Here is a 22,489-nt window from a genome sequence, read left to right as displayed (position 1 = left end):
TTATCACGTAGGGCGGGTTTCAGCCCGCCTCTGGTCTCAATATCTCAGCACCTGACCGGCCTTGCTGACCACAAACTTGCGCACATCGGCAAAGCCCGGTGGCTTGCGTTCAGCCAGCACCTGAAACGGACGTTGCGGCACGATGATCGACCGCTGGGTGCGCGTGGCCCCGGTTTCGGCCCCCTGCCCACCGAACGAATCCAAGGCAAAAACCTCGCGTTCGACGGTCGAGAACCACCCGGCACGCTCTTCGATCACGTCTTCGCTTTCCAGTTCCTCGGTGGTCCAGGCCAGCGCCCAGTCCTGACCTTGCGGAGATTGCGCATCCTCCAGCACCTGGCGCAGCGGGCCGGATTGTTCGGTATAGGCCGAGGAATACATCGGCCCCACGTGGATGCGGCGCAGGTGCTTGGGGTGCAAGTCGTCGAAATCCTGATCAAACCCCTTGGCGATGGTGACCAGTTTCAGTCCGCCCAGTGATTGCGCCATCAGATGCGCCTGTACTTCTGGCCAGCGACGCTGGTCTTTGGGCAACGCCGTCTTGCCGCTGTCCTCCAACTGCATCAGGTAAATGACCGGCAGGTTGATCTGGCTGTCATAGACCGCCCAGTGGATCATGAACTTACGCCGTTCGCCCTCATTCCCGATCCAGTGACATTCGGGATCATTGCGGGCCCAGAACAGCTGACCCTTCAGCAATTCCTCATAATAGAGCCTTTGGGACAGCGCGAATTGCAGCTTGGTCGGGATCTCCTGATCACCGATGATCGTGCGGACCATGTCGGTTTTCAGATCATCCTCGGAGGGCATATTCGCCAGATGCACCTGCGCCTGCTGCGCGTCATTGGCCATCGTCAACAGCTCGGCCGCAACCGGAAATCCGCTGTCGCGCTTGTCCATGGCGAGGCTGCCAAAGAACCGCCCCGTATCGCGCCCGACCAGCAGGTATTTCATGGATAGCGCGCGGAAGGTGTAGAGCAGCCCCGAAAGGTAGCGCGACACGATCCGCACCTCTTGCTTGCTGATCGCGCCCTCCGCCTCCATCGTTGCGGCTACGCGCAGAAGGTGGACGGTGATCACCTCGAATTTGCGGAAATAACGGCGTGAGGCGAAAGTGTCGGTCAGGCCGACATGGTCTTGGGTGGGGTCAGTCATGCGATTCTTTTGGCTCAAATGGTCCCGCTACTTCTCGATGCAAAAAAGGCCAGAATCCTCTTTCGTTACCTTGGATCATAGGATCGCCAATGAGTTGCTTGCCGAACCAAGCCCCAATTCGAATTCCGAAGGCCCATTCGATCAGGCAGAAGTATTTCCAAGATACCCAAAGAAGTAGCGGGAAGAATACGTTGAACATCCTAACCCAAAGCCATGCGAATATCGGCAGTCCCAACCCAATAGCCGAAACTATCTGAACAAGTTGCCAGTTGGGGGAACCTGCAGATTGATAAGTCACGGAACCTATTACCAGGCATGTTAGCACCGTCAGAAACAGGACCGTCGCAAGCAAAAGAGTCGTTGTTTTCATGGTAACTCCCGACCCTTTCCTCAACCCCCATACAAATTCTTATCATGCTTCTCGACAATCGAGGCGAACCGGCGGGCAAAACGCTCATCGGCCTTGGCTTTTTTCTCCAGCACGTCGCGGGCGAAGACCATGTGGTCCTCATGCGCCTCAAGCATGTCGGCCATTTTCTGGTTGGTCGCGGTGCCGATAGCGGCCATCGCCGTCTGCGCCTCTTGGTCCGTCTGCACGCCAATCTCGTTGATGCGGTGGGCCACGTCCTGCTGCTGCGCTGTTTTCAGCGACTTGGTCAGGGCGTCATACAGCACCACGCGTTGTTGCGTGTCTGTCTGCAGCTTGTTGATCAGCACCATCTGCGTCGCCGCCTGGTTTTGCAGTGAGTCGACCCAGGTTTTGCCCTTTTCGATATAGCGTTCCAGCGTCTGGGATTTGGCCAACTTGACCTGCTCTTCCTGAACCTTGGCGTTGTATTGCTTGTTCAATTCGGCCAGTTCGGTTTCCAGCTGGGTGCGCGCGGCGGCGTCCTGTTCGACGCTGATCTTGTTTTCCAGAGTAATGATCGTCGGGTCCATACCCTGAAGCTCGGCGCGCAGTGCTTCCAGCTCGGCCACCGTCGCCTCACGGTCATCCAGCGTGACAGTCAGGTTGTCTTCGACCTTGACGCGCTGTTCCTCCAGTACCGACAACTGCCCTTCCAGCAACTTTACGATCACATCGGACTTGGCGATCAGGTCCTGCAGCTTGTCATCAATATTGGCGGTGCGCATGCGTTCCTGCCGCATGGACTCGGATTTGGCCTTGGCGAAGATGCCGACGAACGACTCCCACCCGGTTTTCGAACGCATTTCGTCGAAATCCTTGGAAAACGCGTTGGTCACGTCGTCGAGCCCCATGATCAGCTCAGCGATGTTGGCGTTCATCACCTCGGTATGGGCGTGCACATCTTCCAAAGTGGCATTTTCAATGTCGATATCTGCCTCTGCGGTTCCGATCTTGGTACGCGCCGCTTCGATCCGTGAGGTCAAGCCTTCAATCTGCGACTGGCTTTCGCGGACTTTCTGTTGCGTCTCTTGAATCAATGCTTCGAATTGCTGGTTCGACATCTGCTATCCCTATTCTTCTTATCATCCAATGACATAGGGAATGTTATGGCAATTTACATCCCCTTGGGTCTCCAAATCACCAAGACTGTGACAAACTCGACGCTAAAAAGATAGACGCAGAGACAAGGCCGAGACACATTGCCCGCTGGTTTTCAGAAGGGAAAATAGAAGCTCTTGGATTTCTTAAGTTGAAGCTGCCGATGGCAAGCTCAGTAGTTCGAATACCGGAAATTGACCACAGCATCATCTTGAATAGCGCAATGGGCTTTTATTTGGCTCCGCGCATCATTGCTGTCCTTCGAGCGCGCGACCTCCAAATCAATCAGATCGATGCCATCAGAATTCGTCGTATAGGAAAGCGTCCGCTCAAAATCGACGGCATAGTAGCCTTGATTGCTCATGGCGGTGTGGGTCCGATGCATACAAAGCCCGATCGCATTCTCCTCGGGCGAAACATGCGGGTGCTTCTGGTACTTTGATCCGTGCTTGTGATGGTGTTTGGCGATCGACGCTCCCAGCACACCCAACGCGACCCCAGCGATAAGCGCTCCTGTATCGTTGGCACGGGTTGATGTCGCGGTCAGTGTGGTCGATGCAACAACGGCACAGACTATAGCGGCAAAAACGGATTTCATTCGCATCTATTTCGTCTCCCTCTGAAGGCACTGAACGAAATTCAGTTCATTGAAGTGTTCCAGAAGAGACTAGCCTGACGACCTAAACTATTGCCAGATTTTCGTGAAAACGTGTTGCCCACCATGTCCGTGTTGCGATGGATACAACTTCGCCCCGCGCCTGGAGGAACGCGGGGCGTGTGGTGCGACAACCCAGAGAGGCGGGACTGTCGCTAAGTGATCAACAGCCTCAGTTCACGGCTTTGGCGTCAACCACGTCCTTTTCAATGGCCTTGCCAGACGAAATTTCGATCCGGCGCGGTTTCAGCGCTTCTGGCACTTCGCGCTTCAGATCGATGTTCAGCATGCCGTTTTCATGGCTCGCGCCGGTGACACGAACGTGGTCGGCCAGAGCAAAGCGGCGCTCGAACGCGCGGGTGGCGATGCCACGGTGCAGGTAGCTGCGCTCTTTTTCGTCCGAAGCTTTCTTGCCGGAAACCACCAGAGAATTTTCCTTTACCTCAACCGACAGATCGGCCTCGGAAAACCCGGCAACAGCGACCGAAATGCGGTAGGTATCAGCATCGGTCTTTTCGATGTTGTAAGGGGGATAGCTGGGCTGAGCCACGTCATTGGTCAAAACCCGGTCCATCATGTCTGCAATCTGGTCGAAACCGATGGTTGCGCGGTGAAGTGGTGCGAAGTCAAATGTACGCATGTCGTATCCTCATCTTTGAGCGATTCACGAAATTGCCCTCCGAAATGGACGGGCGGTGATTTATGCCGGACCCCAGCTTTGGCGATCCGGTAAAACTCAGATGGGAAGTAAAAGGACCGGGTTCAAGACCCGCCCGCGCTGAGGAATTTAGCACCCGAACTGGACTTGGCTGAACCCGGCTGCAATCTGCGGATTGTTGCCGTGGGTCGGGGCGCGTCACGACGCAATATCGCCTTGAGTTCCGAGACAATCCCCGACAGCTCCATCCCGTAGCCGATCTTGCGTTGACCATCCGATGCGCCCGCCGAAACAACCGACAGGATCTGCCAACGCGGGCCTTTTTTTGCTAAAATAGCGGAGCCCGACGAACCGAATGTAATATCGCAATCAAAGCTGATCAGCCCCTGCCCGCGTTGCAGGATGCGGCAAGAGCGTTGGCGCGTGATCGCCTCGGCCCGACCGCGACCATACGAGGCGACGCTGATTTCGCTGTCGCTGACGCGGCCGCTGTGCAGGGCGAACGGATCAGCAATCGAATAGGGAATCGGCTCTTCCAGCCGCATTAGAGCCACATCAATTCGAACACGTGACGCCGATACCGGCGCATTGGCAACAAAATCGGGATGGGTCGCAATCTGGATGACCTTGCGATCCGCAAGCGCCTGACCGTCGCTCAAACCGGCGCGAAAGGTCAATTCACCGGGGGCATAGGGTTTTCCGGTGGCCTTGCTCACAGCGCAATGCGCCGCTGTCAGCACAATGTCCTTTGCGATCAAAGTACCGGTGCAAAAGCCCTGATCGCCGATATCCAGACGTCCGACCGCCTCCCACCCATACAGATCATCGCGATCCGTCAGTCGGCGCTTGCCACTGGTCTGGGCCTGCGCGGCAGTTAAGAGAATAGAAACAAGCAAGGTGATACTTAGAAAAACACGCATCATGGCTTAATGAACTTTGCTCCGAGGTTTTTGGTGTTGTTGTCCAATGTGGCGTTCATACCCCGCCCCTGCGAAAGCTCGGCCCGCAACAATTCCAGCGATTCATCCAATGCGGTGCCCAGCGCAACGCGTTGACCCTGCAATTCGGCCTTCGCTGCAACGACCGACACAATGCGGGGCCGCTCACCGTCAAACGAAAAGATCGGCGCACCGGATGCCCCGAAATCCACGTTGCAGGACATAACCAGAATTCCAGCCTGTCGCCCAATGACGGAACAGACTTCCTGCAGTGCTGGCGCTTCGGCGCGGTCATGCGCGTACGAGACAACCCCCACCTCTTGACCGCGGGCAGGACGACGTCCGGTTTCGAAAGGAATGACCGAGGTGTTGCGGATCGGCTGCCACAGCTCGATCAGCGCAATATCATGACGCACCCGCGTTGCAGAAACTTTGCCTTCATACACATAGTCGGGGTGAACCACTGTTCGACGCGCCGGGCGATAAGCCGAGGCGGAACCGAGGCGCCAACCGGCCAGAAACTCGATCCGGGCCGGATTAATTCGCTGTTTTGTGGTTTTGTCGTACAGACAATGCGCGGCCGTCAGTACCAGAGTCGGAGATATCAGCGATCCGGTACAAAACCCGGTGCCGTCGATATCCAGCCGACCAACTGCCATCCACTCGCGCCCAGCATCGGTGGTTTCCAGGCTCCTAAGCCCAGTATCCTGCGCCTGTCCTGCCAAGGGCAGCAAGCTGAAGACAATAGCCGTGATCCAGTTGCGCACGCGGGTCTCCGGTCATGAGGTCCGACCAAGATTCGTATGCCGTTGGTGCGGCGAAAATAGGGCAATTGCCCCTTGGATGAAATTCAACCGGACCTGATGCGCGGGTGCAGCAATCGATCAGCGCAGTTGGGGTACCCCAGCCATGCCGTCGCGCAATGCGCGCGGTTCCGGCCCTCCGGTGGCCCAGTCCAGCAGCTCGACTGTGTGGACAACGGGCGTGTCAGTCCCAGAGCCGATCTGCATCATGCATCCGATGTTACCTGCCGCGATAACATCAGGGTTTCTAGCCTCAAGCGTGCGCACTTTTCGTTGTTTCAACTGACCCGAAATCTCAGGCTGCATCAGGTTGTAGGTTCCTGCACTGCCACAGCACAAATGACTATCTTTAGGCTCTAACACTGTGAATCCAGCAGATTTCAGCAGGTTCTTGGGATAAGAGGTAACCTTTTGCCCATGTTGCAATGAACACGCCGCGTGGTAGGCAACAACCAGTTCTTTCTTGTCGCTGTCCGGCATCTCCAGCTGCACCAAAAGCTCACTGATATCCATCGCCAGGGCGGATACACGCCCCGCATCCGCCGCCAGCGGATCACTGCGGAACATGTGCCCATAATCTTTGACCGTGGTACCACACCCCGAGGTGTTGATCACGATCGCGTCCAGACCATCACCATCCATTTCGCGTGTCCAGGCCCGGATATTTGCTGCAGCAGACGCATGGCTTTCACCGGTTTTACCCATGTGATGGGTCAATGCGCCACAACAGCTGGCACCTTCGGCGACAACAACTTCGCAGCCCAATCGGGTCAGCAGGCGAATCGTGGCGTCGTTGATGTCGGTGTTCAGCGCTTTTTGCGCACAGCCCGTCATCAGGGCGACGCGTTTCTTCTTAGCGCCTTTTGCTGCAAAGCTCTGAGGGTCATCATTGCGACTAACCGGTGGAATATATCTCGGCGCCATGTCCAGCATCGCCTTCAGCCGGGCATCCGGCATCAGAAACCGGAACGGACGACCCAGCTTTGCCCCGATTAGAGCCCAGCGAAAGCGTGACGGATAAGGCAGGATTCTGGCCAATATCCAGCGCAGAGCACGATCCGAGATCGGGCGCTTGTAGTTGTCTTCGATATATTCCCGTGCGTGGTCCACGAGGTGCATGTAATGCACGCCCGAGGGGCACGTGGTCATGCAGGCGAGGCAGGATAGGCAGCGATCGATATGCTTGACAGTCTTTTCGTCCGGAACACGCTCATTCTCCAACATGTCCTTGATCAGATAGATGCGCCCGCGAGGGCTGTCCAACTCATCGCCTAGCACCTGATAAGTCGGGCAGGTTGCTGTACAGAAACCACAGTGAACACAATTTCGGAGTATCTCGTTGGATCGCTGAATCGCTGGGTCTTGCAACTGCTTTTCGGTAAATTTCGTCTGCATCGCCTACCCCATCAGACCCGGATTGAACACGTTCCGAGGGTCAAATCTCTTCCGAATTGCCTTTGTTAGAGCCTGAATCTGCGTGCTCTCTGGTTGGAATCGCCCAAATTCAACGATGGTGTCAGCCTCTGCACGTACCAGCGTTGCATGTCCTTCAAAGTGACCCAGTCGTGCACGCAGATTGGTGCCCTTTGGCACCAATACCCAGATCAAGCCCCCACCCCAGTCAAATAGGGTTCGATCCGCGTCGATCCGTTCTGCAAGGCTGGCTGCATCGCCGGGTTTCACCGATAAGCGCCAGACATCACCTTCCAGATCCTGATATGTACGCAGATCACGCAGATCGACCCAGCGGTTCCTCGAATTCTCTAACTCGGTGCATTCGCCCCCAAGGATTTCGCGCAATCGACCTACCCGATAGGCAACAGAGTCGGCAAATCCTTCGATCCGCAACAGCGCCTGCCCATCCAGTGGATCATAGGCTGCGCTGCTCACCTCGAAGGGGGATTTCAGGGCAGTGGACATGAGATCAACTGCGGTTCCTACATCAGCGGCCCCGACTGCCAGAGTGGTCTCGATCTCAGGTCTAGGCAGCACTTTCAGCGAGACCTCTGACAGCACCCCTAGCGTGCCCCAGGAACCCGCCATGAGCTTGACCAGATCGTAACCGGTGACGTTCTTCATCACCCGCCCGCCATTCTTGATCACCTGCCCCAACCCGTCGACATAACGTACGCCCAACAGGAAATCCCGGCACGCGCCCGCCTGAATTCGACGCGGCCCCGAGATGTTGGCCGCGACAACACCGCCGATTGTCGGTTCCCCCGTGGTGCCCAGCAAACCGCGATGATCCATCGGTTCGAACGCCATTTGCTGACCCTCGGCCTCCAAAGCCGCCTCGATCTCAGTCACTGGAGTCCCGGCATGTGCGACCAGAGTCAATGCGCCCGGCTCATACTGTGTGATTCCGTGCAGTCCCGATAGGTTCAGCACAGGCTCGGGCCCATCAAGGCCGCGCGTGCCGCCTCCGGCAATACGCACTGGGCCATCCAGGCCGGCAACGATGTCCGCAAGTTCAGCCTCGGTTTCAGGTGTCATGGCACTTCATCTTTTCGAATATACTCTGGGTATTGATGGGGAAGGCTCATCTATTCCGCGGCCATCCTGCGCGTGGCAGACGCCTTTAGCGGAAACACCTTGGCTGGGTTCAACAGCCAATTCGGATCAAACACATCTTTCACCGCCATCTGCGCCTCAAGATCCTGTGGTTCATATTGGTGTGTCATCAGATCACGCTTTTCGATGCCGACCCCATGCTCACCAGTCAGGCAGCCTCCCGCATCAACGCAAAGCTTCAGGATGTCCGCCCCGAACGCTTCACATTTCTCAAGATCGCCGGGTTTGTTGGCGTCAAACAGGATCAAGGGGTGCATGTTGCCGTCACCGGCATGGAACACATTGCCGACTGGCAGGCCATAGTCTTTGCTCAGCCCCCCGATCCGGCGCAGGACGAAGGGTAGCGATGAGACCGGGATCGTCCCATCCAGACACATATAATCGTTGATTTGCCCCATCGCGCCAAAGGCCGATTTCCGACCCAGCCAGATACGGGCGCTTTCATCAGCCGATTGGCTTTCTCGCAGCTCAACCGGATTATGCCGCTTGGCGATCTCGATAATCTTCGACAACTGGCTATCGATCTCTGCCTCTGATCCTTCAACTTCGACGATCAGCAACGCCTCGCAATCAGGATAACCCGCTTGGGCGAAATTCTCGCAGGCTCGAATACAAAGGCGGTCCATGAACTCGATCGCGACAGGCAATATGCCCGATTTGATTATGTCAGAGACGCATTGACCGGCCACTTCATTATCGTCAAAGCCCATCAGAACGGGCCGCGCGCCCTCAGGTTTGCGCAGGATGCGCAACGTTGCTTCAGTTACGACACCCAATTGCCCTTCGGATCCGCAGATAACACCCAACAGGTCCAACCCGCCTGCATCCAGATAAGCACCTCCAATTTCGACCACGCTGCCATCCATCATGACCATAGTCACACCCATCAGATTGTTGGTCGTCACCCCGTATTTCAGGCAATGCGCCCCGCCCGAATTCATCGCGATATTTCCGGCAATGGCGCAGGCAAGCTGGGATGAGGGATCGGGGGCGTAAAAGAAATCCTCTTCTTCAACGGCACCGGTTACACTCAGGTTGGTTCGGCCGGATTGCACCTTGATAAACCTGTTGTCGTAATCGATTTCCAGAACTTCGTTCATCCGTGCAACGCCTAGAATCACACAATCTGCCGTCGGCAGGGCACCACCCGCCAATGACGTGCCCGCGCCGCGCGGTACAACCGGCACACCCAGTTCATGGCAAATGCGCAAGACATCTGAAACCTGCTGCGTGGTCGAAGGCAGTACAGCCAGCATTGGCGGGCATTTATAGGCGGTCAGCGCATCACATTCATAAGCCCTGGTCTCGGCCTCTTCATGGATAACAGCATCCTTCGGCAGCACTTGCTGTAGTCGCGCAACCAATGCCTGCTTGCGTGCTAAGACATCCGGATTTGGCTTGGGCATTTCCATCGCTGATCCTCCATTTGGTAAAATTATATTACCAATTTTATCGACTGGCAAGTTGCCGAATCCAACAATAGTGTCGCGGCATGACCTGGATCGACCGCACATTACTGTTTTCCTCGCTGGACTATGCAGCCGTTTTGCTATTGTTCGCGACATGGCTGGGGATTGGGTGGAGGATCGAAAATCCGTCCTCTCAGAAACCATCGGTTTCATTGATGATGGATGATTTTCGCAAGGTCTGGATGCGTGAAATGGTGACGCGCCAGCCGCGTGTGTTCGATGCACAAGTGATCTCGGCCATGCGTCAGGGCAGCACGTTCTTCGCTTCGACAATCATGATTGCAATAGGCGGCGGCTTGGCATTGCTTGGCAATACCGAACGCCTTGCTGGGGTTGCTGAAGATCTTGCCATCGGCCGTGCGCCTGCCATGGTTTGGGAAATCAAGATACTGATTATTCTGCTTTTTCTGTCGAACGCTTTTCTGAAATTTGTCTGGTCGCATCGCCTGTTTGGGTATTGCGCAATCCTGATGGCCGCTGTTCCAAATGATCCCGATGATCCACAGGCCTATCCACGCGCCACACAATCCGCTGATATCTGCATCACGGCGGCTCGTAGTTTCAATCGCGCGTTGCGGGCGACATATTTTGCGTTGGCTTCAATTGCATGGATACTTGGACCGGTAGCCTTGTTCCTAAGCTCAATCGTCACATTCGGTGTGCTCTATCGTCGCGAATTCGCCTCGCATTCACGCACCGTAATCATGACTGCGCCACCAAACACAGAGTCGTGATCGCAATGCCATGCGCGAGAGCATAGTTTGACCCCATGCGATATCTGATTCTCAGCGCCTTACTGGCCAGCCCCGCATTCGCCGACCCTCCGACGGTCGAACAGGTTTCAGCCCAATCAAATGGGGATACCTGGCGGTTCGACGTCACGATCCGCCACTCCGACACCGGATGGGATGACTATGCCGACGGCTGGCGTGTTCTGGATATGCAGGGGAACGAGCTGGGGATGCGTGTGCTGCATCACCCTCATGTCGATGAGCAGCCCTTTACACGGTCACTTGGCGGGGTGGTTCTCCCGGACGGGACCACGCAGGTGCAAATTCAGGCGCGCGACAATGTCGGTGGTTGGAGCGAAGACACGACCGTGGTCGATCTGAACTGACCCTCAGAACACCCCGAGGCTGAGACCTGCGGCCAAGGCCGCTCCAACCTCACGACAGTTTTCAAGTTGTTCTTCGGGAATGATCTTTTCGGCCAAGATCGCCTTGGGTGTTTGCGCATGAGTGCAGATGATCAGGGGCGGTTGCACCTCTTTCAACCGCCACCCCGTTGCGATCCGTGCCATCTGTCGCGCGGCATTCTCACCATCTGATCCGGCGCAGACCATCTGCGCATAGGGTCGACCTTCGATCTGACCCAGCACCGGATAATAGCAGCGGTCAAAGAACTCTTTCATCAGCCCAGAGATCGCGGCCAGGTTCTCGGGCGCGCAGAAGATATAGCCATCGGAGGCCAGCAAGTCGTTCGGACCGGCCTGATCGGCGGTTTTCAGGATGGTGTTCGCTTCATCCCGCGCTGCTTCGGCTGCGGCTTCAGCCATTTGCCGGGTGCCGCCGGTGCGCGAGTGGTAGACGATCAATAGCTGCGCCATGTCAGACCCGGTGATAAGGGCCGCCTGAAAGGATGGTCGCGGCCCGGTAAAGTTGCTCGGCCAGCATCACACGGACCAACATATGGGGCCAGACCATTGACCCAAAGGATAGGGAAAAATCAGCCTCCGCCCGCAGATTAGGGTCTATTCCGTCCGCTCCGCCGATGATCAGCGCCAGATCCTGTCGGCCCGCGTCGCGCCATCCACCCAGCTTTTTTGCAAAATCAGGCGAGGACAACACCCGTCCGCGCTCATCTAGCGTACAGATCACCACACCCTTGGGCAGCGCCTTGCGCAGCAGGGCCGCCTCGGCCCCTATGCCTGCGTTTTTCTTGTCTTCGACCTCGATCACCTTCGCAGGACCAAGGCCCAGCGCGCGGCCGGTCCTGTCAAATCGGGTCAGGTAGTCGTCAAGCAGGGATTTCTCCGGTCCGGCGCGCAATCGCCCAACCGCAACGATGCTGATACGCATGTCTCTCTCGCCTCCGGCCCCTCAATACAGGCCGGGATGGCGCCTCAATTCGCCGAGGCGCTGCCGCCCTGAGGCAGCCACATCTTTTCCAGCTGATAGAATTCACGCACTTCGGGGCGGAAGATATGAACGACCACGTCGCCCGTATCGATCAGCACCCAGTCGCCGGCATCCTTGCCTTCGACCTTCGAGGTGAAACCGAATTCCTGCTTGATGCGATCCGTCAGCTTTTCCGCCATGGCCGAGACCTGACGGGTCGACCGACCTGAGGCAATCACCATGTGATCCGCAACAGAAGACTTACCTTGCAGGTTGATCTGCACGACGTCTTCGGCCTTGTCATCGGAAAGTGAGGAAAGGATACGTTCAAGCAGCTTGTCGCTGATTGACTGAGAGTGGGCCATTACATCGGCCCCATCATCGGCGGGCAAACCCGCCTGTGTATGTAGAGACAGGACATAGTCCTCCTTTGCTGCGCGCCGCCAAACCCCGGCGCCGGGGTACTAATAAGGTAACAAGGGGATTGCAACATTTCAATGAAAGGGCCGACGCTGCGCCCCACATCCAGTCACTCTTTGGCGAGATGTTGCACCTCGGCGTCGGCCTCCAGGCCGCCCAATACGCGGATTTCACGCTGCGGGAACGGAAGCGAGATGTCTTCGACCTTGAACGCATCCCACAGCGCCAGGAAAACATTGCCCCGAATGTTTGTCAGACCCTTGTTCGGATCACTGATCCAGAAGCGCAACACATAGTCCACGCTGCTGTCACCGAAACCAGTGATATGGCAGACAGGTTCATGTTTGCCTCCACTCAGCACTCGACCAACCGTCTTGACGGCACGGATCGCTGTCGCGCGGACTTTGTGCGGGTCGTCGTCGTAGCTGGTGCCGAAATCGAGATCCAACCGCACGAAACGGTCGGAATGCGACCAGTTTACAACCTGATTGGTAATCAGATCTTCGTTTGGAATCAGATATTCCCGACCATCCCGCGTAACCACCGAGACATAGCGCGCGCCCAGCGCGTTAATCCAACCAAATGTGTCCCCGAGTGAAATCACGTCGCCCGGTTTGATCGACCGGTCCATCAGGATGATGATGCCTGAGATCAGGTTCGAAACCACTTTTTGCAGGCCAAACCCGATCCCGACGCCAATGGCCCCGGACAGCAACGCTATGCCAGTCAGATCAAACCCGAGGGTGCGGATCGCCGCCATGAACACCGCCCCGTAGAGCAGCACCTGAATACCCTTGGCCAGAAGAACCTGCATCGATGGTGTTATGTCTTGATTGTTCGTTAGGCCGCGCTCAGCCGCGCGTGTGCCGACACGCGCCAAAGTCAGCAGGACGCCGATCAGCAGTACAGCCTTGATGATGCCCAGCGCCGAGATATGAAGATCACCGATTGAAATGGCGACGCCGTCTAGGAAACCGGCTACATCATCCGTCAGGTTCAACGCAATCAGCGTGGCATAGACCCACATAGACCATTTAAATATTTGTCGCAGCGTTCGGTTTCTCACCAATCGCGAAACCAACGCGATGGCCAGCCATGCAACAGCCAGCGTTGCGAAGACACCAAGTATATAGCTCCGCGACGGCCATGTGACCTGTTGCATCACCAGATAAAGCCCACCAGACAGCAACACAAAATAGACCAACGTCAGACGGCGCATCAGTTGGATCAATATCCGCAGACGCCATTTCGGCCATCCCACCCGGGCCCTCGCCCAGGTTTCCCATCGGCCCTGCGTCAGCAGTTTCAGCAAGAATGAGATTGCCCAGAGAAACAGGATGATGATGAGTTGATACTGCCGCCATCCTGGGGTGACGATCAACTCGACCAGACCTTCAATTTGCGAGGAAAACGCCGCCGTCATGTTGGCGTAAAGCTCCGAGAGCGTCTCCGGTAGTAAATCCTGGTTCATTCACCTCTCCTGCAGGTCAGCTTGGACAGCGATGCTGGATGATGCAAGCCCGCAGTGAGACGGTTGGGATTGAACCTTGATTGACACGAATGCCCGTTATATCTGGTGCGTATGAGACTCAATGTGGCCCAAGAACAGAATCTGGAAGATCGCGCGCGTCTGCGTGAACGGTTCTTTGGGGCTGCCCGCACGGTCTTGGCCCGCCTATCGGCGGCCTAAGCCAACTCGCCAGCTATTTCTCATTACATACGGGAGAGGACCGATGTCCCCCAAAACACTCTATGACAAGATCTGGGATGCCCATGTCGCCCACGAGGCCGATGATGGCACCTGCCTGCTGTATATCGACCGCCATCTGGTGCACGAAGTGACCAGCCCACAGGCATTCGAAGGCCTGCGCATGGCGGGCCGCAAGGTGCGCGCGCCAGAAAAAACCATCGCCGTGCCGGATCACAACGTTCCGACCACGCCGGACCGTGTGAATGGTATCGAAAACCCGGAATCACGCATTCAGGTCGAGGCACTGGACAAGAACGCCAAAGATTTCGGCATTCACTATTACCCTGTGCACGACGTCCGTCAGGGCATTGTGCATATCGTCGGCCCCGAACAGGGCTGGACCCTGCCCGGCATGACCGTTGTTTGCGGCGACAGCCACACGGCGACTCATGGTGCATTCGGCGCTCTGGCGCACGGCATCGGCACATCCGAGGTTGAACACGTTCTGGCCACCCAGACTCTGATCCAGAAGAAGTCCAAGAATATGAAGGTCGAAATCACCGGCAAACTGCAGCCGGGTGTGACCGCCAAAGATATCACTCTGGCTGTGATCGGCGAGACCGGTACTGCTGGCGGTACGGGTTATGTCATCGAGTATTGCGGCGAAGCGATCCGCGATCTTTCGATGGAAGGGCGCATGACCGTCTGTAACATGGCCATCGAAGGCGGTGCCCGCGCTGGCCTGATCGCGCCGGATGTGACCACCTTTGAATATGTCAAAGGCCGCCCGCATGCCCCCAAAGGCGCGCAGTGGGAAGCCGCGATGGACTGGTGGAAGACGCTTTACACCGACGAAGATGCGCATTTCGATAAAGTCATCACGCTGCGTGGTGAAGATATCGCGCCGGTCGTCACTTGGGGCACCAGTCCCGAAGATGTGCTGCCGATCACCGCATCCGTACCGCATCCCGAAGATTTCGAAGGCGGTAAAGTCGACGCGGCCCGCCGTTCGATCGAGTATATGGGCTTGGAAGCCGGTCAAAAGCTGAGCGATGTTGAAATCGACACTGTTTTCATCGGCTCTTGCACCAACGGTCGGATCGAAGACCTGCGCGCTGCGGCGGAAATCCTGAAAGGCAAGAAGATCAAGGACGGCATGCGCGCCATGGTCGTACCAGGCTCGGGCTTGGTGCGTGCACAGGCCGAAGAAGAAGGTTTGGCCGAGATCTTCAAAGATGCCGGTTTCGAGTGGCGTCTCGCGGGCTGTTCAATGTGTCTGGCGATGAACCCCGACCAGCTGCAACCGGGCGAGCGCTGTGCCGCGACTTCGAACCGCAACTTCGAAGGCCGTCAGGGTCGCGGTGGGCGTACCCATCTGCTGAGCCCTGCAATGGCTGCCGCTGCGGCAATCACAGGACGGCTGACAGACGTCCGTGAATTGATGTAAGAGTCTCTCATATCTAGATATTTGATGGAGAGACTAACATGAGTGATTGGGTCAAATGGCTACTGCTTGGACTTTTGTCCATAGCATTCGGGGTGTTCGTATTGGGCGCACCGGTCGTGGCGTCCGTTGCCGTAACAGTAGTAACTGGTGTGTTGCTATTGATTGCGGGCGGAATGCAGATCGTTGGTGGCTTCACGGTTGAAGGCACTGGCAACAAGATCCTGTCACTCATCATGGGTGCGGTCATGCTGTTTCTGGGCTGGTCCTTTCTGGATCACCCGCTGCAGGGCACGCTGACGCTGGCAACTGTGATGCTGATCCTGTTTATGGCAGGCGGCATCGCGCGGGTCATTCTGTCGTTCCAGATGAAAGGAACGCAGTTTTTCTGGCCCACGATGATCTCGGGCATCTTGTCGATCATCCTCGCCGGCATCATCTGGACCTATGTGGGCAAGGAACCGGCTGCTCTGCTGAGTATACTGGGGATCTTCCTGGGCATTGAGATGCTGTTCAACGGGTTCGGATTGGTCTTCATGGCGTTCTTCGTCAAGAACGCACCCAAGGACGAAACAACAGAAGCGAAAGAAGCTTAAACGCGGAGCACGGGCGCGGCCCTACCCCGCAGGAGTGTAGAAATGGAAAAGTTCGAAAAAGTCCACGGGGTGGCCGCCCCAATGCCACTGATCAATATCGACACCGATATGATCATTCCCAAAGTGCACCTGAAAACCATCAAACGCTCTGGCCTGGGTGTCGTGCTGTTTGATGAGATGCGCTATCACGATCATGGCGGCGAGAACGAAGATTTCGTTCTGAACAAACCCGCTTATCGCAACACCGAGATTCTGGTGGCCGGCGACAATTTCGGTTGCGGCTCGTCGCGGGAACATGCGCCATGGGCGATCAAGGATTTCGGCATCAAGGTGGTGATCTCGACCAGCTTCGCCGACATCTTTTTCAACAACTGCTTCAAGAACGGCATCCTGCCCATCGTAGTCGAAGAAGAGCATCACGCGATTCTTATGGATGACGCGCACAAGGGTGAAAACGCCCGCATGACCGTGCATCTGGAAGATCAGCAGATTACCACTTCGGATGGCATGGTCATCGAGTTCGACATTGACCCACACCGCAAGCACTGCCTGCTGAACGGTCTGGACGATATTGGCCTGACGATGGAAAAAGACCATCACATCGACAAGTTCGAAGATCATGCGAGTCAGGCCCGCCCCTGGGTATGACTCTGGGGACGAATCTGTTGATACTCAACCTAACAGGGTCGCAAGCGCGGCCCTGTTCGCATTCTTGGGGCAAAAACCCAGAGCACCACAACATGTAGGTATCAATTTGAGATACACGTCGGATTTGCGTCGAAATTGATGCAATCCCGCACCAGTTGCGCCATCATTTTGCCCGAAATTGCGTGTTATTTGCTCATTGGCTTGAGCGAAATACCGCTTATCGGCAAAGTTGGCACCCATGAGGTAGCCGCCAACGAACGAGCGGTGAGCACAAGTTGGACGATAAGTCGGCACAGAATCGACTACGCCGGTTTGAAAAAGGGTTCGGATAGTGATTGCACGCACAACGGGGGCGGCGATACGTGGATTATTGGTAGCACTTATGGTGCTTACCCCTGCGTTGTACCTGCCTACATCGACGTCGAATGGGACTGAGATTGTCGTCTTTCTGGCGATCCTTGCGTTTATCCTGACTTTCTCGGAATACAACTCGGCCTTTCCAAGCTTTATCGAATTTCGTGACGCACCACCTGTGAACAGGCTGCGCTTTGTCGGTTTGATGTCGATGGTTACCTTCCTGACGCTGATCTGCAAAAACGCCTATGCCCCCTCGGAACTTACTGGCCTGTTTTATTCAGTTGGCCTGATGGTCGCGAATGTGGTGGATTTCCCCTACTCCCCCGTTCGTCTGGTGGTTTTGATGCTGCCCGCCGACGCCAGCCAGCCCCTCGTAGATTTGGTGCGTATCTCCGCCAGCGTCGCTTATGTCGCGGCCTTGGTTACCATCGCCAGCTTTGCCTATGCAGTGAAGCTTCGGGGATGGCCAACAGGCAACGGCGCGTTCAACGTCTGGACCAATCTACCGCTGTTTGACCCAACCAAGGGTGGTGATGTGGTCACCCGTCTGCAGCGTGACGGGCGGCTCAACATCGCAATTGGGGCTTTGCTGCCTTTCCTGATTCCCGCCCTTATCAAACTGATGGCTGCTTTCATCACGCCGATCGCGCTCAGCAATCCGCAGACATTGATCTGGACGCTTTGCGCATGGGCATTCCTGCCTGCCAGCATGATCATGCGAGGTATGGCGACACTGCGCATTGCCGGCCTGATCGTTGAGAAGCGCCGCGCATACTCAACTTCCGAGTCAACTCAGATCGCATGATCCGACTGCTGGTTCTGTTGCTGTTGCCGTTTACGGCACAGGCAGAGACATTGCGCATCGCAAGTTTCAATACAGAACTCAGTCGCGAAGGTCCCGGCCTGTTGCTGCGTGATATTCGGCGGAACGACCCTCAGGTCGCTGCGGTGATCGAGGTGCTGATGACAACCCGTCCCGATATCGTCGCGCTGCAAGGCATCGATTGGGATTTAGACGGGCTTGCCCTTGCTGCGCTGGTCGAGGCGCTGAAAAGCAACGGCTTGGATTATCGATACAGTTACGCCGAGCAACCCAATTCCGGGATCGAAACCGCGTTGGATCTGGATGGGGACGGCGAGACGGGCGGCCCGGGCGATGCACAAGGCTGGGGGCGGTTCACCGGCCAGAATGGGCTGGCAGTGCTGTCCCGCTATCCTATCGCTACTGATCAAGTGCAGTCATTCACCCAGATGCGGTGGCGCGACTTGCCGAATGCCCAGCTGCCAGCCGAGGATGGAGAGCCCTTCCCATCACCACAAGCGCAGGCTGTTCAGCGGCTGTCTTCTACATCGCATTGGGTCGTTCCGGTCGACACCCCGAGTGGTCGCCTAAACCTGATGACGTTTCACGCCAGCCCGCCTGTCTTTGATGGACCTGAAGATCGGAACGGACTGCGCAACCGGGATGAAATTCGGCTCTGGTCGCTTTTGCTGAACGGTGATCTGGGTGAGAAACCTACAGGCCGTTTTGTCATCGCAGGTGATGCGAACCAGGATCCTTACAAAGGCGAGGGTCGCAAATCAGCAATCCGTAATCTTCTGGCCGATCCGCAACTGCAGGATCCGATGCCTGTTGACCCTGCGGGGTCAACTTCAACAGTTTTGTGGAAGGGCGTTGGCGAGATGAGAGTGGATTATGTCCTACCTTCGGCGGATTGGCGTGTGCACGATGCGGGCATTTACTGGCCGGAACCCACATCCCGTGACGCGGCCGTCGCCGCAAGCCGTCACCGGCTTGTCTGGGTCGATCTATTCGACGAATAGGCTTCGATCATGACCGTATGACTGTGCCGAATCGCTGGCGGGATTCATATTGCACAGGTTCAGACACGGCGTTCCTCAACGCGTCATTTAGGTCGGTCTGCGCAAATTCCGGGAGCAGAGCATCAAAGAGGCGTGCGTCCAGCCGGTGAGAAGTATTCCATAGATACCTCATCTCAAGCAAATGAGGCGCCATACGCCAGAACGGGCGGGCCAGATGCAAAGGCCACCATGCCATCTGTTTAAGGGTGAGTTCACGCCCCGCAACCTGCGAAAGCGCCAATGCCATTTCATTGCCGGTCAAGGTGTATCCAGCATAGGGGACATCGCAGAAACGCGGTAGCAGGCTGCGCATTTCTGCCAACTCCACAGCAGCGCGAGTTAAATCGGGCAGATAGGCCCAAGCATGCTCGATATCCGGATTGCCGGGATACACAAAGCGCCCGCGCCGCAAGTGTTTGATGAGAATCTGATCGAACCAATTGCCAGAGGCCGTGGTGTCTATGAAATCACCTGCCCGCAACATGATGGTCCGAACCGACGAGGCACGATAAGCCTCTTCCATCTCGATCCGAATGCGTCCCAACGGATTTCGCGCAAGATGCGGTGTCCTGGTCGACCAGGGGCCGGGCGTATCCGCACCGAAAACATAAACGTTCCCCGGGACAATGACCGTCAAGTCACGCTCTGATGCAGCGGCGATTACCTGACGATGCAACTCTGGCACCTGCTCCGCCCAGTCGGGGTAAAGCGGGTTCCAGGCGTTCACGATGACGTCTACTCCATGTACCGCCGTGCGCAATTCCTCCCTGCGTCGATCAAACTTTTGCACAATCCATCCCGCATCCGAAAAAGCTCTTGCAGCGTTGCGTCCAAATCGACCGGTGGCCCCGAGAATAAGTACCGTTTGTGGCATTGATCCCTCCGTTCCGGATCAATCTATTCATTCACGATGTTTTGGAAATTGCGAAAAATCGCAGATTATGTATTCGTTTTTGAATGGCTAAAACACTCCAACTATCCGACTGGTCCTTAGTTCAAAGCTTTCTGGCGGTTGCCGAAACCGGCTCACTATCCGCAGCCGCAAAGCAACTGGGTCGCAGCCAGCCGACGCTTGGTCGTCAGGTGCATGCGCTGGAAGAAGAATTGGGGGTCTCGCTGTTTGATCGTCACGCGCGTGGACTGACGCTCAGCGAGGTGGGGCAGCAAGTGCTGCCAATGGCGCAGCAGATGTACAGCGCAGTCAATGCCCTGGGGCTGACGGCAGCGGGTCAGGCGCAACAGCTGGAAGGGTCGGTCAGGATCACCGCTTCGGTATTTGTATCGCATCACCTGTTGCCGCCGATACTTGCCGCAATCCGTGAGGCAGAACCGGCCATTCAGCTTGATCTGGTCGCCTCGGATGCCAGCGAAAACTTGCTGTTCCGCGAGGCCGATATTGCCGTGCGCATGTATCGGCCCGAACAGGTCGACATCGTGGCAAAGCATATCGGCGAGGTGCCGTTATGTTTCTGCGCCGCCCAAAGCTATCTGGATCGTGCAGGGCGACCAATGACCCCGACAGAGTTGATGCAGCACGATCTTGTGGGATTTGACACCAATGAAGACATCATCACCGCTATGCGGAACAAGGGCTGGCCTGCCAGCCGGGACAGCTTTGCCACGCGATGCGACAACCAGACTGCCTATTGGGAATTGATCCGCGCAGGGTGTGGGGTGGGCTTCAGCCAACTCAGCATCGCACAGTCCGATCCTCTGGTCGAAGTGCTAGATATTGATGTCGAGATACCGGTGCTACCGGTCTGGCTGGCTGCCCCTCAGGCGATGCGACAGACCCCGCGCATTCGCAGAGTCTGGGATCTGCTGGCCGACGGGTTGAAGGCCCGGCTTTAAAACCGCCTACAGCGTGCCGGTATAGGTGCCGCGCGCAGGATAGTTATTGGCCAAGGTGAATTTTAAACCGCCGACGATGTCCGACATCGGCGGTCGCGCAAAAGGCGTTGTCTGCTGCCAGACGTAACAGAGGGTCTGATCAGGTTTGATATAGAAATGTCCCGGCTCAGCGAACAACGCTGGCTCGGCACTACCTTCACGAGCCACCGAGATGTTCAGGCCCCAGACATCCCGCGCGTCGGCCATGGACAGGCCGTATCCTACGCGCAGCTTCGACACTCCGGCCTTCTCAACCGTCTCGGCCGCACGTTCGTCGGTATCCGTGGTGATCATGATCACCTCAATCCCCAGCTCGGCGAATTCATCCACCGCAGCCTCGACCTCACCCATTTGGCGAACGCAGATCGGGCAATGCAGACCGCGATACTGAATCACCAGCGTTCCGTTTTCGCCAGTGTCGCGCTCAAGATCAAAGGTGCCATGGCTTACTGTTTCGATTTTTAGCGATGGGGCCGGATTTCCGGGTGTCAGCATGTGGTTTCCTCGTGATTTGATGGGTTCGTCTCATTGACCCGATGCGCCGCAAACGCTAGGGCCTGTGCGACAAAACGCAAGGAGACTGTCGATGTCCAACCCCTCGCTCCTCATCCTGCCCGGAGACGGAATTGGCCCGGAAGTTATGGCCGAAGTGCGCAAAATCATCGATTGGTTCGGCGCCAATCGCGGTCTTCAATTTGACGTGAGCGAGGATCTGGTCGGCGGCGCTGCCTATGATGCGCACGGGAAGCCCCTATCGGATGAGACCATGGCCAAGGCACAAGAGGTCGACGCTGTGCTGCTGGGGGCTGTTGGCGGCCCTAAGTATGACGATCTGGATTTCAGCCTGAAACCCGAACGCGGACTGCTGCGTTTGCGCAAGGAAATGGACCTGTATTCCAACCTGCGCCCAGCTCAGTGCTTCGACGCGCTGGCGGATTTCTCGTCGCTGAAGAAGGATGTGGTCGCTGGCCTCGACATCATGATTGTGCGCGAGCTGACATCTGGCGTGTACTTCGGTGAACCGCGCGGCATCTTTGAAGAAGGCAATGAGCGCGTTGGCATCAACACCCAGCGCTACACCGAATCCGAGATCGAACGCGCCGCACGTTCCGCGTTTGAGTTGGCGATGCGCCGGAATAAGAAACTGTGCTCGATGGAAAAAGCCAATGTGATGGAATCGGGCATCCTGTGGCGCGAGGTCGTGACACGTGTCGGTCAGGAATACCCCGAGGTCGAGCTGTCACACATGTATGCAGACAACGGCGCGATGCAGCTTGTGCGCGCGCCCAAACAGTTTGACGTGATCGTCACCGACAACCTGTTTGGCGATGTACTATCCGATTGCGCAGCGATGCTGACCGGGTCTTTGGGCATGCTGCCGTCTGCCTCGCTGGGCGCACCGATGGCGAATGGCCGCCCTAAGGCCATGTATGAACCCGTTCATGGCTCGGCCCCGGACATTACAGGTCAAGGCAAGGCCAACCCAATTGCGTGTATCCTCAGCTTCGCCATGGCACTGCGCTACAGCTTTGACCAGGGCGACGAAGCGGATCGTCTGGAAACCGCGATCGAGAAGGTTCTGGCCGACGGCGTTCGCACGGCTGATCTGCTGGCCGAAGATGGTGTTGAGCCGGTTTCAACCAGCGAAATGGGTGATGCAATTCTGGCAGCGCTGGACGAAAGCGTCTGATCTTACGATCATTCAGAC

General features: G+C 56.6%; 26 protein-coding genes. 10 read left to right on the top strand and 16 right to left on the bottom strand.

Going from position 1 to position 22,489, the window contains the following annotated elements; all coding sequences use genetic code 11:
• Window positions 1–36: 36 nt before the first annotated feature.
• From ACR0DE_RS14040 to ACR0DE_RS13995, 10 genes are all read right to left on the bottom strand, one after another.
• Window positions 37–1,155, bottom strand: a complete 1,119-nt coding sequence (locus ACR0DE_RS14040; protein ID WP_480753856.1) for a hypothetical protein — start codon at window positions 1,153–1,155, stop codon at window positions 37–39.
• Window positions 1,148–1,525, bottom strand: coding sequence for a hypothetical protein (locus ACR0DE_RS14035; protein ID WP_480571188.1), 378 nt, complete (start codon window positions 1,523–1,525; stop codon window positions 1,148–1,150). The genes ACR0DE_RS14040 and ACR0DE_RS14035 overlap by 8 nt, the downstream gene beginning before the upstream one ends.
• 20 nt (window positions 1,526–1,545) lie before the next feature.
• On the bottom strand, window positions 1,546–2,625 hold the full coding sequence (locus ACR0DE_RS14030) for a hypothetical protein (RefSeq protein WP_480753853.1): 1,080 nt from the start codon (window positions 2,623–2,625) through the stop codon (window positions 1,546–1,548).
• A gap of 209 nt (window positions 2,626–2,834) precedes the next feature.
• On the bottom strand, window positions 2,835–3,266 hold the full coding sequence (locus ACR0DE_RS14025) for a hypothetical protein (RefSeq protein ID WP_480753850.1): 432 nt from the start codon (window positions 3,264–3,266) through the stop codon (window positions 2,835–2,837).
• A gap of 223 nt (window positions 3,267–3,489) precedes the next feature.
• Window positions 3,490–3,957, bottom strand: coding sequence for an Hsp20 family protein (locus ACR0DE_RS14020; RefSeq protein ID WP_170395206.1), 468 nt, complete (start codon window positions 3,955–3,957; stop codon window positions 3,490–3,492).
• 122 nt (window positions 3,958–4,079) lie between these two features.
• Window positions 4,080–4,898, bottom strand: a complete 819-nt coding sequence (locus tag ACR0DE_RS14015) for a trypsin-like serine peptidase (protein WP_480753847.1) — start codon at window positions 4,896–4,898, stop codon at window positions 4,080–4,082.
• A complete protein-coding gene (locus tag ACR0DE_RS14010) occupies window positions 4,895–5,680 on the bottom strand; it encodes a trypsin-like serine peptidase (RefSeq protein ID WP_480753845.1) in 786 nt (261 codons plus the stop codon). The genes ACR0DE_RS14015 and ACR0DE_RS14010 overlap by 4 nt, the downstream gene beginning before the upstream one ends.
• Before the next feature lie 117 nt (window positions 5,681–5,797).
• Window positions 5,798–7,111 carry a glycolate oxidase subunit GlcF gene (glcF, locus tag ACR0DE_RS14005; RefSeq protein WP_480753843.1) on the bottom strand — a complete coding sequence of 438 codons (1,314 nt, stop codon included), beginning with the start codon at window positions 7,109–7,111 and terminating at the stop codon, window positions 5,798–5,800.
• Window positions 7,112–7,114: 3 nt separating this feature from the next.
• Entirely contained in the window at window positions 7,115–8,209 is a 1,095-nt protein-coding gene (locus ACR0DE_RS14000; RefSeq protein WP_480753841.1) for an FAD-binding protein, read from the bottom strand.
• 50 nt (window positions 8,210–8,259) lie between these two features.
• Window positions 8,260–9,699 carry an FAD-linked oxidase C-terminal domain-containing protein gene (locus ACR0DE_RS13995; RefSeq protein ID WP_480753838.1) on the bottom strand — a complete coding sequence of 480 codons (1,440 nt, stop codon included), beginning with the start codon at window positions 9,697–9,699 and terminating at the stop codon, window positions 8,260–8,262.
• Between the two features lie 80 nt (window positions 9,700–9,779).
• Between ACR0DE_RS13995 and ACR0DE_RS13990 the strand changes: the two genes are divergently transcribed.
• Complete coding sequence (locus tag ACR0DE_RS13990) at window positions 9,780–10,490, top strand: DUF599 domain-containing protein (RefSeq protein WP_170818477.1); 711 nt, start codon at window positions 9,780–9,782, stop codon at window positions 10,488–10,490.
• A 35-nt stretch (window positions 10,491–10,525) separates the two neighbouring features.
• Entirely contained in the window at window positions 10,526–10,873 is a 348-nt protein-coding gene (locus ACR0DE_RS13985) for a hypothetical protein (RefSeq protein ID WP_170567471.1), read from the top strand.
• A gap of 3 nt (window positions 10,874–10,876) precedes the next feature.
• Here ACR0DE_RS13985 and ACR0DE_RS13980 read toward each other — a convergent pair whose 3' ends face one another.
• The 4 genes from ACR0DE_RS13980 to ACR0DE_RS13965 form a co-directional block, all read right to left on the bottom strand.
• Window positions 10,877–11,362, bottom strand: coding sequence for an NAD(P)H-dependent oxidoreductase (locus ACR0DE_RS13980; protein ID WP_170664335.1), 486 nt, complete (start codon window positions 11,360–11,362; stop codon window positions 10,877–10,879).
• 1 nt (window position 11,363) lies between these two features.
• Window positions 11,364–11,834 carry a 23S rRNA (pseudouridine(1915)-N(3))-methyltransferase RlmH gene (rlmH, locus tag ACR0DE_RS13975; protein ID WP_480753834.1) on the bottom strand — a complete coding sequence of 157 codons (471 nt, stop codon included), beginning with the start codon at window positions 11,832–11,834 and terminating at the stop codon, window positions 11,364–11,366.
• Window positions 11,835–11,878: 44 nt separating this feature from the next.
• The gene (gene rsfS, locus ACR0DE_RS13970; RefSeq protein WP_039541351.1) at window positions 11,879–12,238 is read right to left on the bottom strand and encodes a ribosome silencing factor; all 360 of its coding nucleotides are present in this window, start codon (window positions 12,236–12,238) and stop codon (window positions 11,879–11,881) included.
• A gap of 164 nt (window positions 12,239–12,402) precedes the next feature.
• A complete protein-coding gene (locus tag ACR0DE_RS13965; RefSeq protein WP_170395177.1) occupies window positions 12,403–13,764 on the bottom strand; it encodes a mechanosensitive ion channel family protein in 1,362 nt (453 codons plus the stop codon).
• Between the two features lie 123 nt (window positions 13,765–13,887).
• On the opposite strand from ACR0DE_RS13965, the gene ACR0DE_RS13960 reads away from it, so the two are divergent.
• From ACR0DE_RS13960 to ACR0DE_RS13935, 6 genes are all read left to right on the top strand, one after another.
• On the top strand, window positions 13,888–13,983 hold the full coding sequence (locus tag ACR0DE_RS13960; protein WP_260023663.1) for an isopropylmalate isomerase: 96 nt from the start codon (window positions 13,888–13,890) through the stop codon (window positions 13,981–13,983).
• A gap of 43 nt (window positions 13,984–14,026) precedes the next feature.
• On the top strand, window positions 14,027–15,430 hold the full coding sequence (gene leuC / locus ACR0DE_RS13955) for a 3-isopropylmalate dehydratase large subunit (protein WP_480753832.1): 1,404 nt from the start codon (window positions 14,027–14,029) through the stop codon (window positions 15,428–15,430).
• 38 nt (window positions 15,431–15,468) lie between these two features.
• A complete protein-coding gene (locus tag ACR0DE_RS13950) occupies window positions 15,469–16,023 on the top strand; it encodes an HdeD family acid-resistance protein (RefSeq protein ID WP_170395171.1) in 555 nt (184 codons plus the stop codon).
• Between the two features lie 42 nt (window positions 16,024–16,065).
• Window positions 16,066–16,671, top strand: coding sequence for a 3-isopropylmalate dehydratase small subunit (leuD, locus tag ACR0DE_RS13945; protein ID WP_170395169.1), 606 nt, complete (start codon window positions 16,066–16,068; stop codon window positions 16,669–16,671).
• 331 nt (window positions 16,672–17,002) lie between these two features.
• Window positions 17,003–17,833 carry a hypothetical protein gene (locus ACR0DE_RS13940; RefSeq protein ID WP_170395166.1) on the top strand — a complete coding sequence of 277 codons (831 nt, stop codon included), beginning with the start codon at window positions 17,003–17,005 and terminating at the stop codon, window positions 17,831–17,833.
• Window positions 17,830–18,852 carry an endonuclease/exonuclease/phosphatase family protein gene (locus ACR0DE_RS13935; RefSeq protein WP_480753830.1) on the top strand — a complete coding sequence of 341 codons (1,023 nt, stop codon included), beginning with the start codon at window positions 17,830–17,832 and terminating at the stop codon, window positions 18,850–18,852. Before ACR0DE_RS13940 ends, ACR0DE_RS13935 begins: the two co-directional genes overlap by 4 nt.
• A gap of 7 nt (window positions 18,853–18,859) precedes the next feature.
• Here the strand turns inward: ACR0DE_RS13935 and ACR0DE_RS13930 are convergent, their stop codons facing one another.
• Window positions 18,860–19,765, bottom strand: a complete 906-nt coding sequence (locus ACR0DE_RS13930) for a sugar nucleotide-binding protein (protein WP_170734176.1) — start codon at window positions 19,763–19,765, stop codon at window positions 18,860–18,862.
• A gap of 83 nt (window positions 19,766–19,848) precedes the next feature.
• Between ACR0DE_RS13930 and ACR0DE_RS13925 the strand changes: the two genes are divergently transcribed.
• Window positions 19,849–20,742, top strand: a complete 894-nt coding sequence (locus ACR0DE_RS13925; RefSeq protein ID WP_170408710.1) for a LysR family transcriptional regulator — start codon at window positions 19,849–19,851, stop codon at window positions 20,740–20,742.
• 6 nt (window positions 20,743–20,748) lie between these two features.
• Here ACR0DE_RS13925 and ACR0DE_RS13920 read toward each other — a convergent pair whose 3' ends face one another.
• Window positions 20,749–21,276 carry a redoxin domain-containing protein gene (locus ACR0DE_RS13920; RefSeq protein WP_480753826.1) on the bottom strand — a complete coding sequence of 176 codons (528 nt, stop codon included), beginning with the start codon at window positions 21,274–21,276 and terminating at the stop codon, window positions 20,749–20,751.
• Window positions 21,277–21,367: 91 nt separating this feature from the next.
• Between ACR0DE_RS13920 and leuB the strand changes: the two genes are divergently transcribed.
• Window positions 21,368–22,471, top strand: a complete 1,104-nt coding sequence (gene leuB / locus ACR0DE_RS13915; protein WP_480753824.1) for a 3-isopropylmalate dehydrogenase — start codon at window positions 21,368–21,370, stop codon at window positions 22,469–22,471.
• Window positions 22,472–22,489 lie beyond the last annotated feature (18 nt).

It is taken from the genome of Ruegeria sp. C10, from assembly GCF_056537805.1.
The sequence above is the reverse complement of the archived record's forward strand: the minus strand, read 5'-3'. Positions and strand labels throughout refer to the sequence as shown.

Excerpts from the sequence above, each read along its gene's own strand:
- ACR0DE_RS14040 (WP_480753856.1), bottom strand. The coding sequence starts at position 1,155 with ATGACTGACCCCACCCAAGACCATGTCGGCCTGACCGACACTTTCGCC.
- ACR0DE_RS14035 (WP_480571188.1), bottom strand. The coding sequence starts at position 1,525 with ATGAAAACAACGACTCTTTTGCTTGCGACGGTCCTGTTTCTGACGGTG.
- ACR0DE_RS14030 (WP_480753853.1), bottom strand. The coding sequence starts at position 2,625 with ATGTCGAACCAGCAATTCGAAGCATTGATTCAAGAGACGCAACAGAAA.
- ACR0DE_RS14025 (WP_480753850.1), bottom strand. The coding sequence starts at position 3,266 with ATGCGAATGAAATCCGTTTTTGCCGCTATAGTCTGTGCCGTTGTTGCA.
- ACR0DE_RS14020 (WP_170395206.1), bottom strand. The coding sequence starts at position 3,957 with ATGCGTACATTTGACTTCGCACCACTTCACCGCGCAACCATCGGTTTC.
- ACR0DE_RS14015 (WP_480753847.1), bottom strand. The coding sequence starts at position 4,898 with ATGATGCGTGTTTTTCTAAGTATCACCTTGCTTGTTTCTATTCTCTTA.
- glcF (WP_480753843.1), bottom strand. The coding sequence starts at position 7,111 with ATGCAGACGAAATTTACCGAAAAGCAGTTGCAAGACCCAGCGATTCAG.
- ACR0DE_RS14000 (WP_480753841.1), bottom strand. The coding sequence starts at position 8,209 with ATGACACCTGAAACCGAGGCTGAACTTGCGGACATCGTTGCCGGCCTG.
- ACR0DE_RS13995 (WP_480753838.1), bottom strand. The coding sequence starts at position 9,699 with ATGGAAATGCCCAAGCCAAATCCGGATGTCTTAGCACGCAAGCAGGCA.
- ACR0DE_RS13990 (WP_170818477.1), top strand. The coding sequence starts at position 9,780 with ATGACCTGGATCGACCGCACATTACTGTTTTCCTCGCTGGACTATGCA.
- ACR0DE_RS13985 (WP_170567471.1), top strand. The coding sequence starts at position 10,526 with ATGCGATATCTGATTCTCAGCGCCTTACTGGCCAGCCCCGCATTCGCC.
- ACR0DE_RS13980 (WP_170664335.1), bottom strand. The coding sequence starts at position 11,362 with ATGGCGCAGCTATTGATCGTCTACCACTCGCGCACCGGCGGCACCCGG.
- rlmH (WP_480753834.1), bottom strand. The coding sequence starts at position 11,834 with ATGCGTATCAGCATCGTTGCGGTTGGGCGATTGCGCGCCGGACCGGAG.
- rsfS (WP_039541351.1), bottom strand. The coding sequence starts at position 12,238 with ATGGCCCACTCTCAGTCAATCAGCGACAAGCTGCTTGAACGTATCCTT.
- ACR0DE_RS13965 (WP_170395177.1), bottom strand. The coding sequence starts at position 13,764 with ATGAACCAGGATTTACTACCGGAGACGCTCTCGGAGCTTTACGCCAAC.
- leuC (WP_480753832.1), top strand. The coding sequence starts at position 14,027 with ATGTCCCCCAAAACACTCTATGACAAGATCTGGGATGCCCATGTCGCC.
- ACR0DE_RS13950 (WP_170395171.1), top strand. The coding sequence starts at position 15,469 with ATGAGTGATTGGGTCAAATGGCTACTGCTTGGACTTTTGTCCATAGCA.
- leuD (WP_170395169.1), top strand. The coding sequence starts at position 16,066 with ATGGAAAAGTTCGAAAAAGTCCACGGGGTGGCCGCCCCAATGCCACTG.
- ACR0DE_RS13935 (WP_480753830.1), top strand. The coding sequence starts at position 17,830 with ATGATCCGACTGCTGGTTCTGTTGCTGTTGCCGTTTACGGCACAGGCA.
- ACR0DE_RS13930 (WP_170734176.1), bottom strand. The coding sequence starts at position 19,765 with ATGCCACAAACGGTACTTATTCTCGGGGCCACCGGTCGATTTGGACGC.
- ACR0DE_RS13925 (WP_170408710.1), top strand. The coding sequence starts at position 19,849 with ATGGCTAAAACACTCCAACTATCCGACTGGTCCTTAGTTCAAAGCTTT.
- ACR0DE_RS13920 (WP_480753826.1), bottom strand. The coding sequence starts at position 21,276 with ATGCTGACACCCGGAAATCCGGCCCCATCGCTAAAAATCGAAACAGTA.
- leuB (WP_480753824.1), top strand. The coding sequence starts at position 21,368 with ATGTCCAACCCCTCGCTCCTCATCCTGCCCGGAGACGGAATTGGCCCG.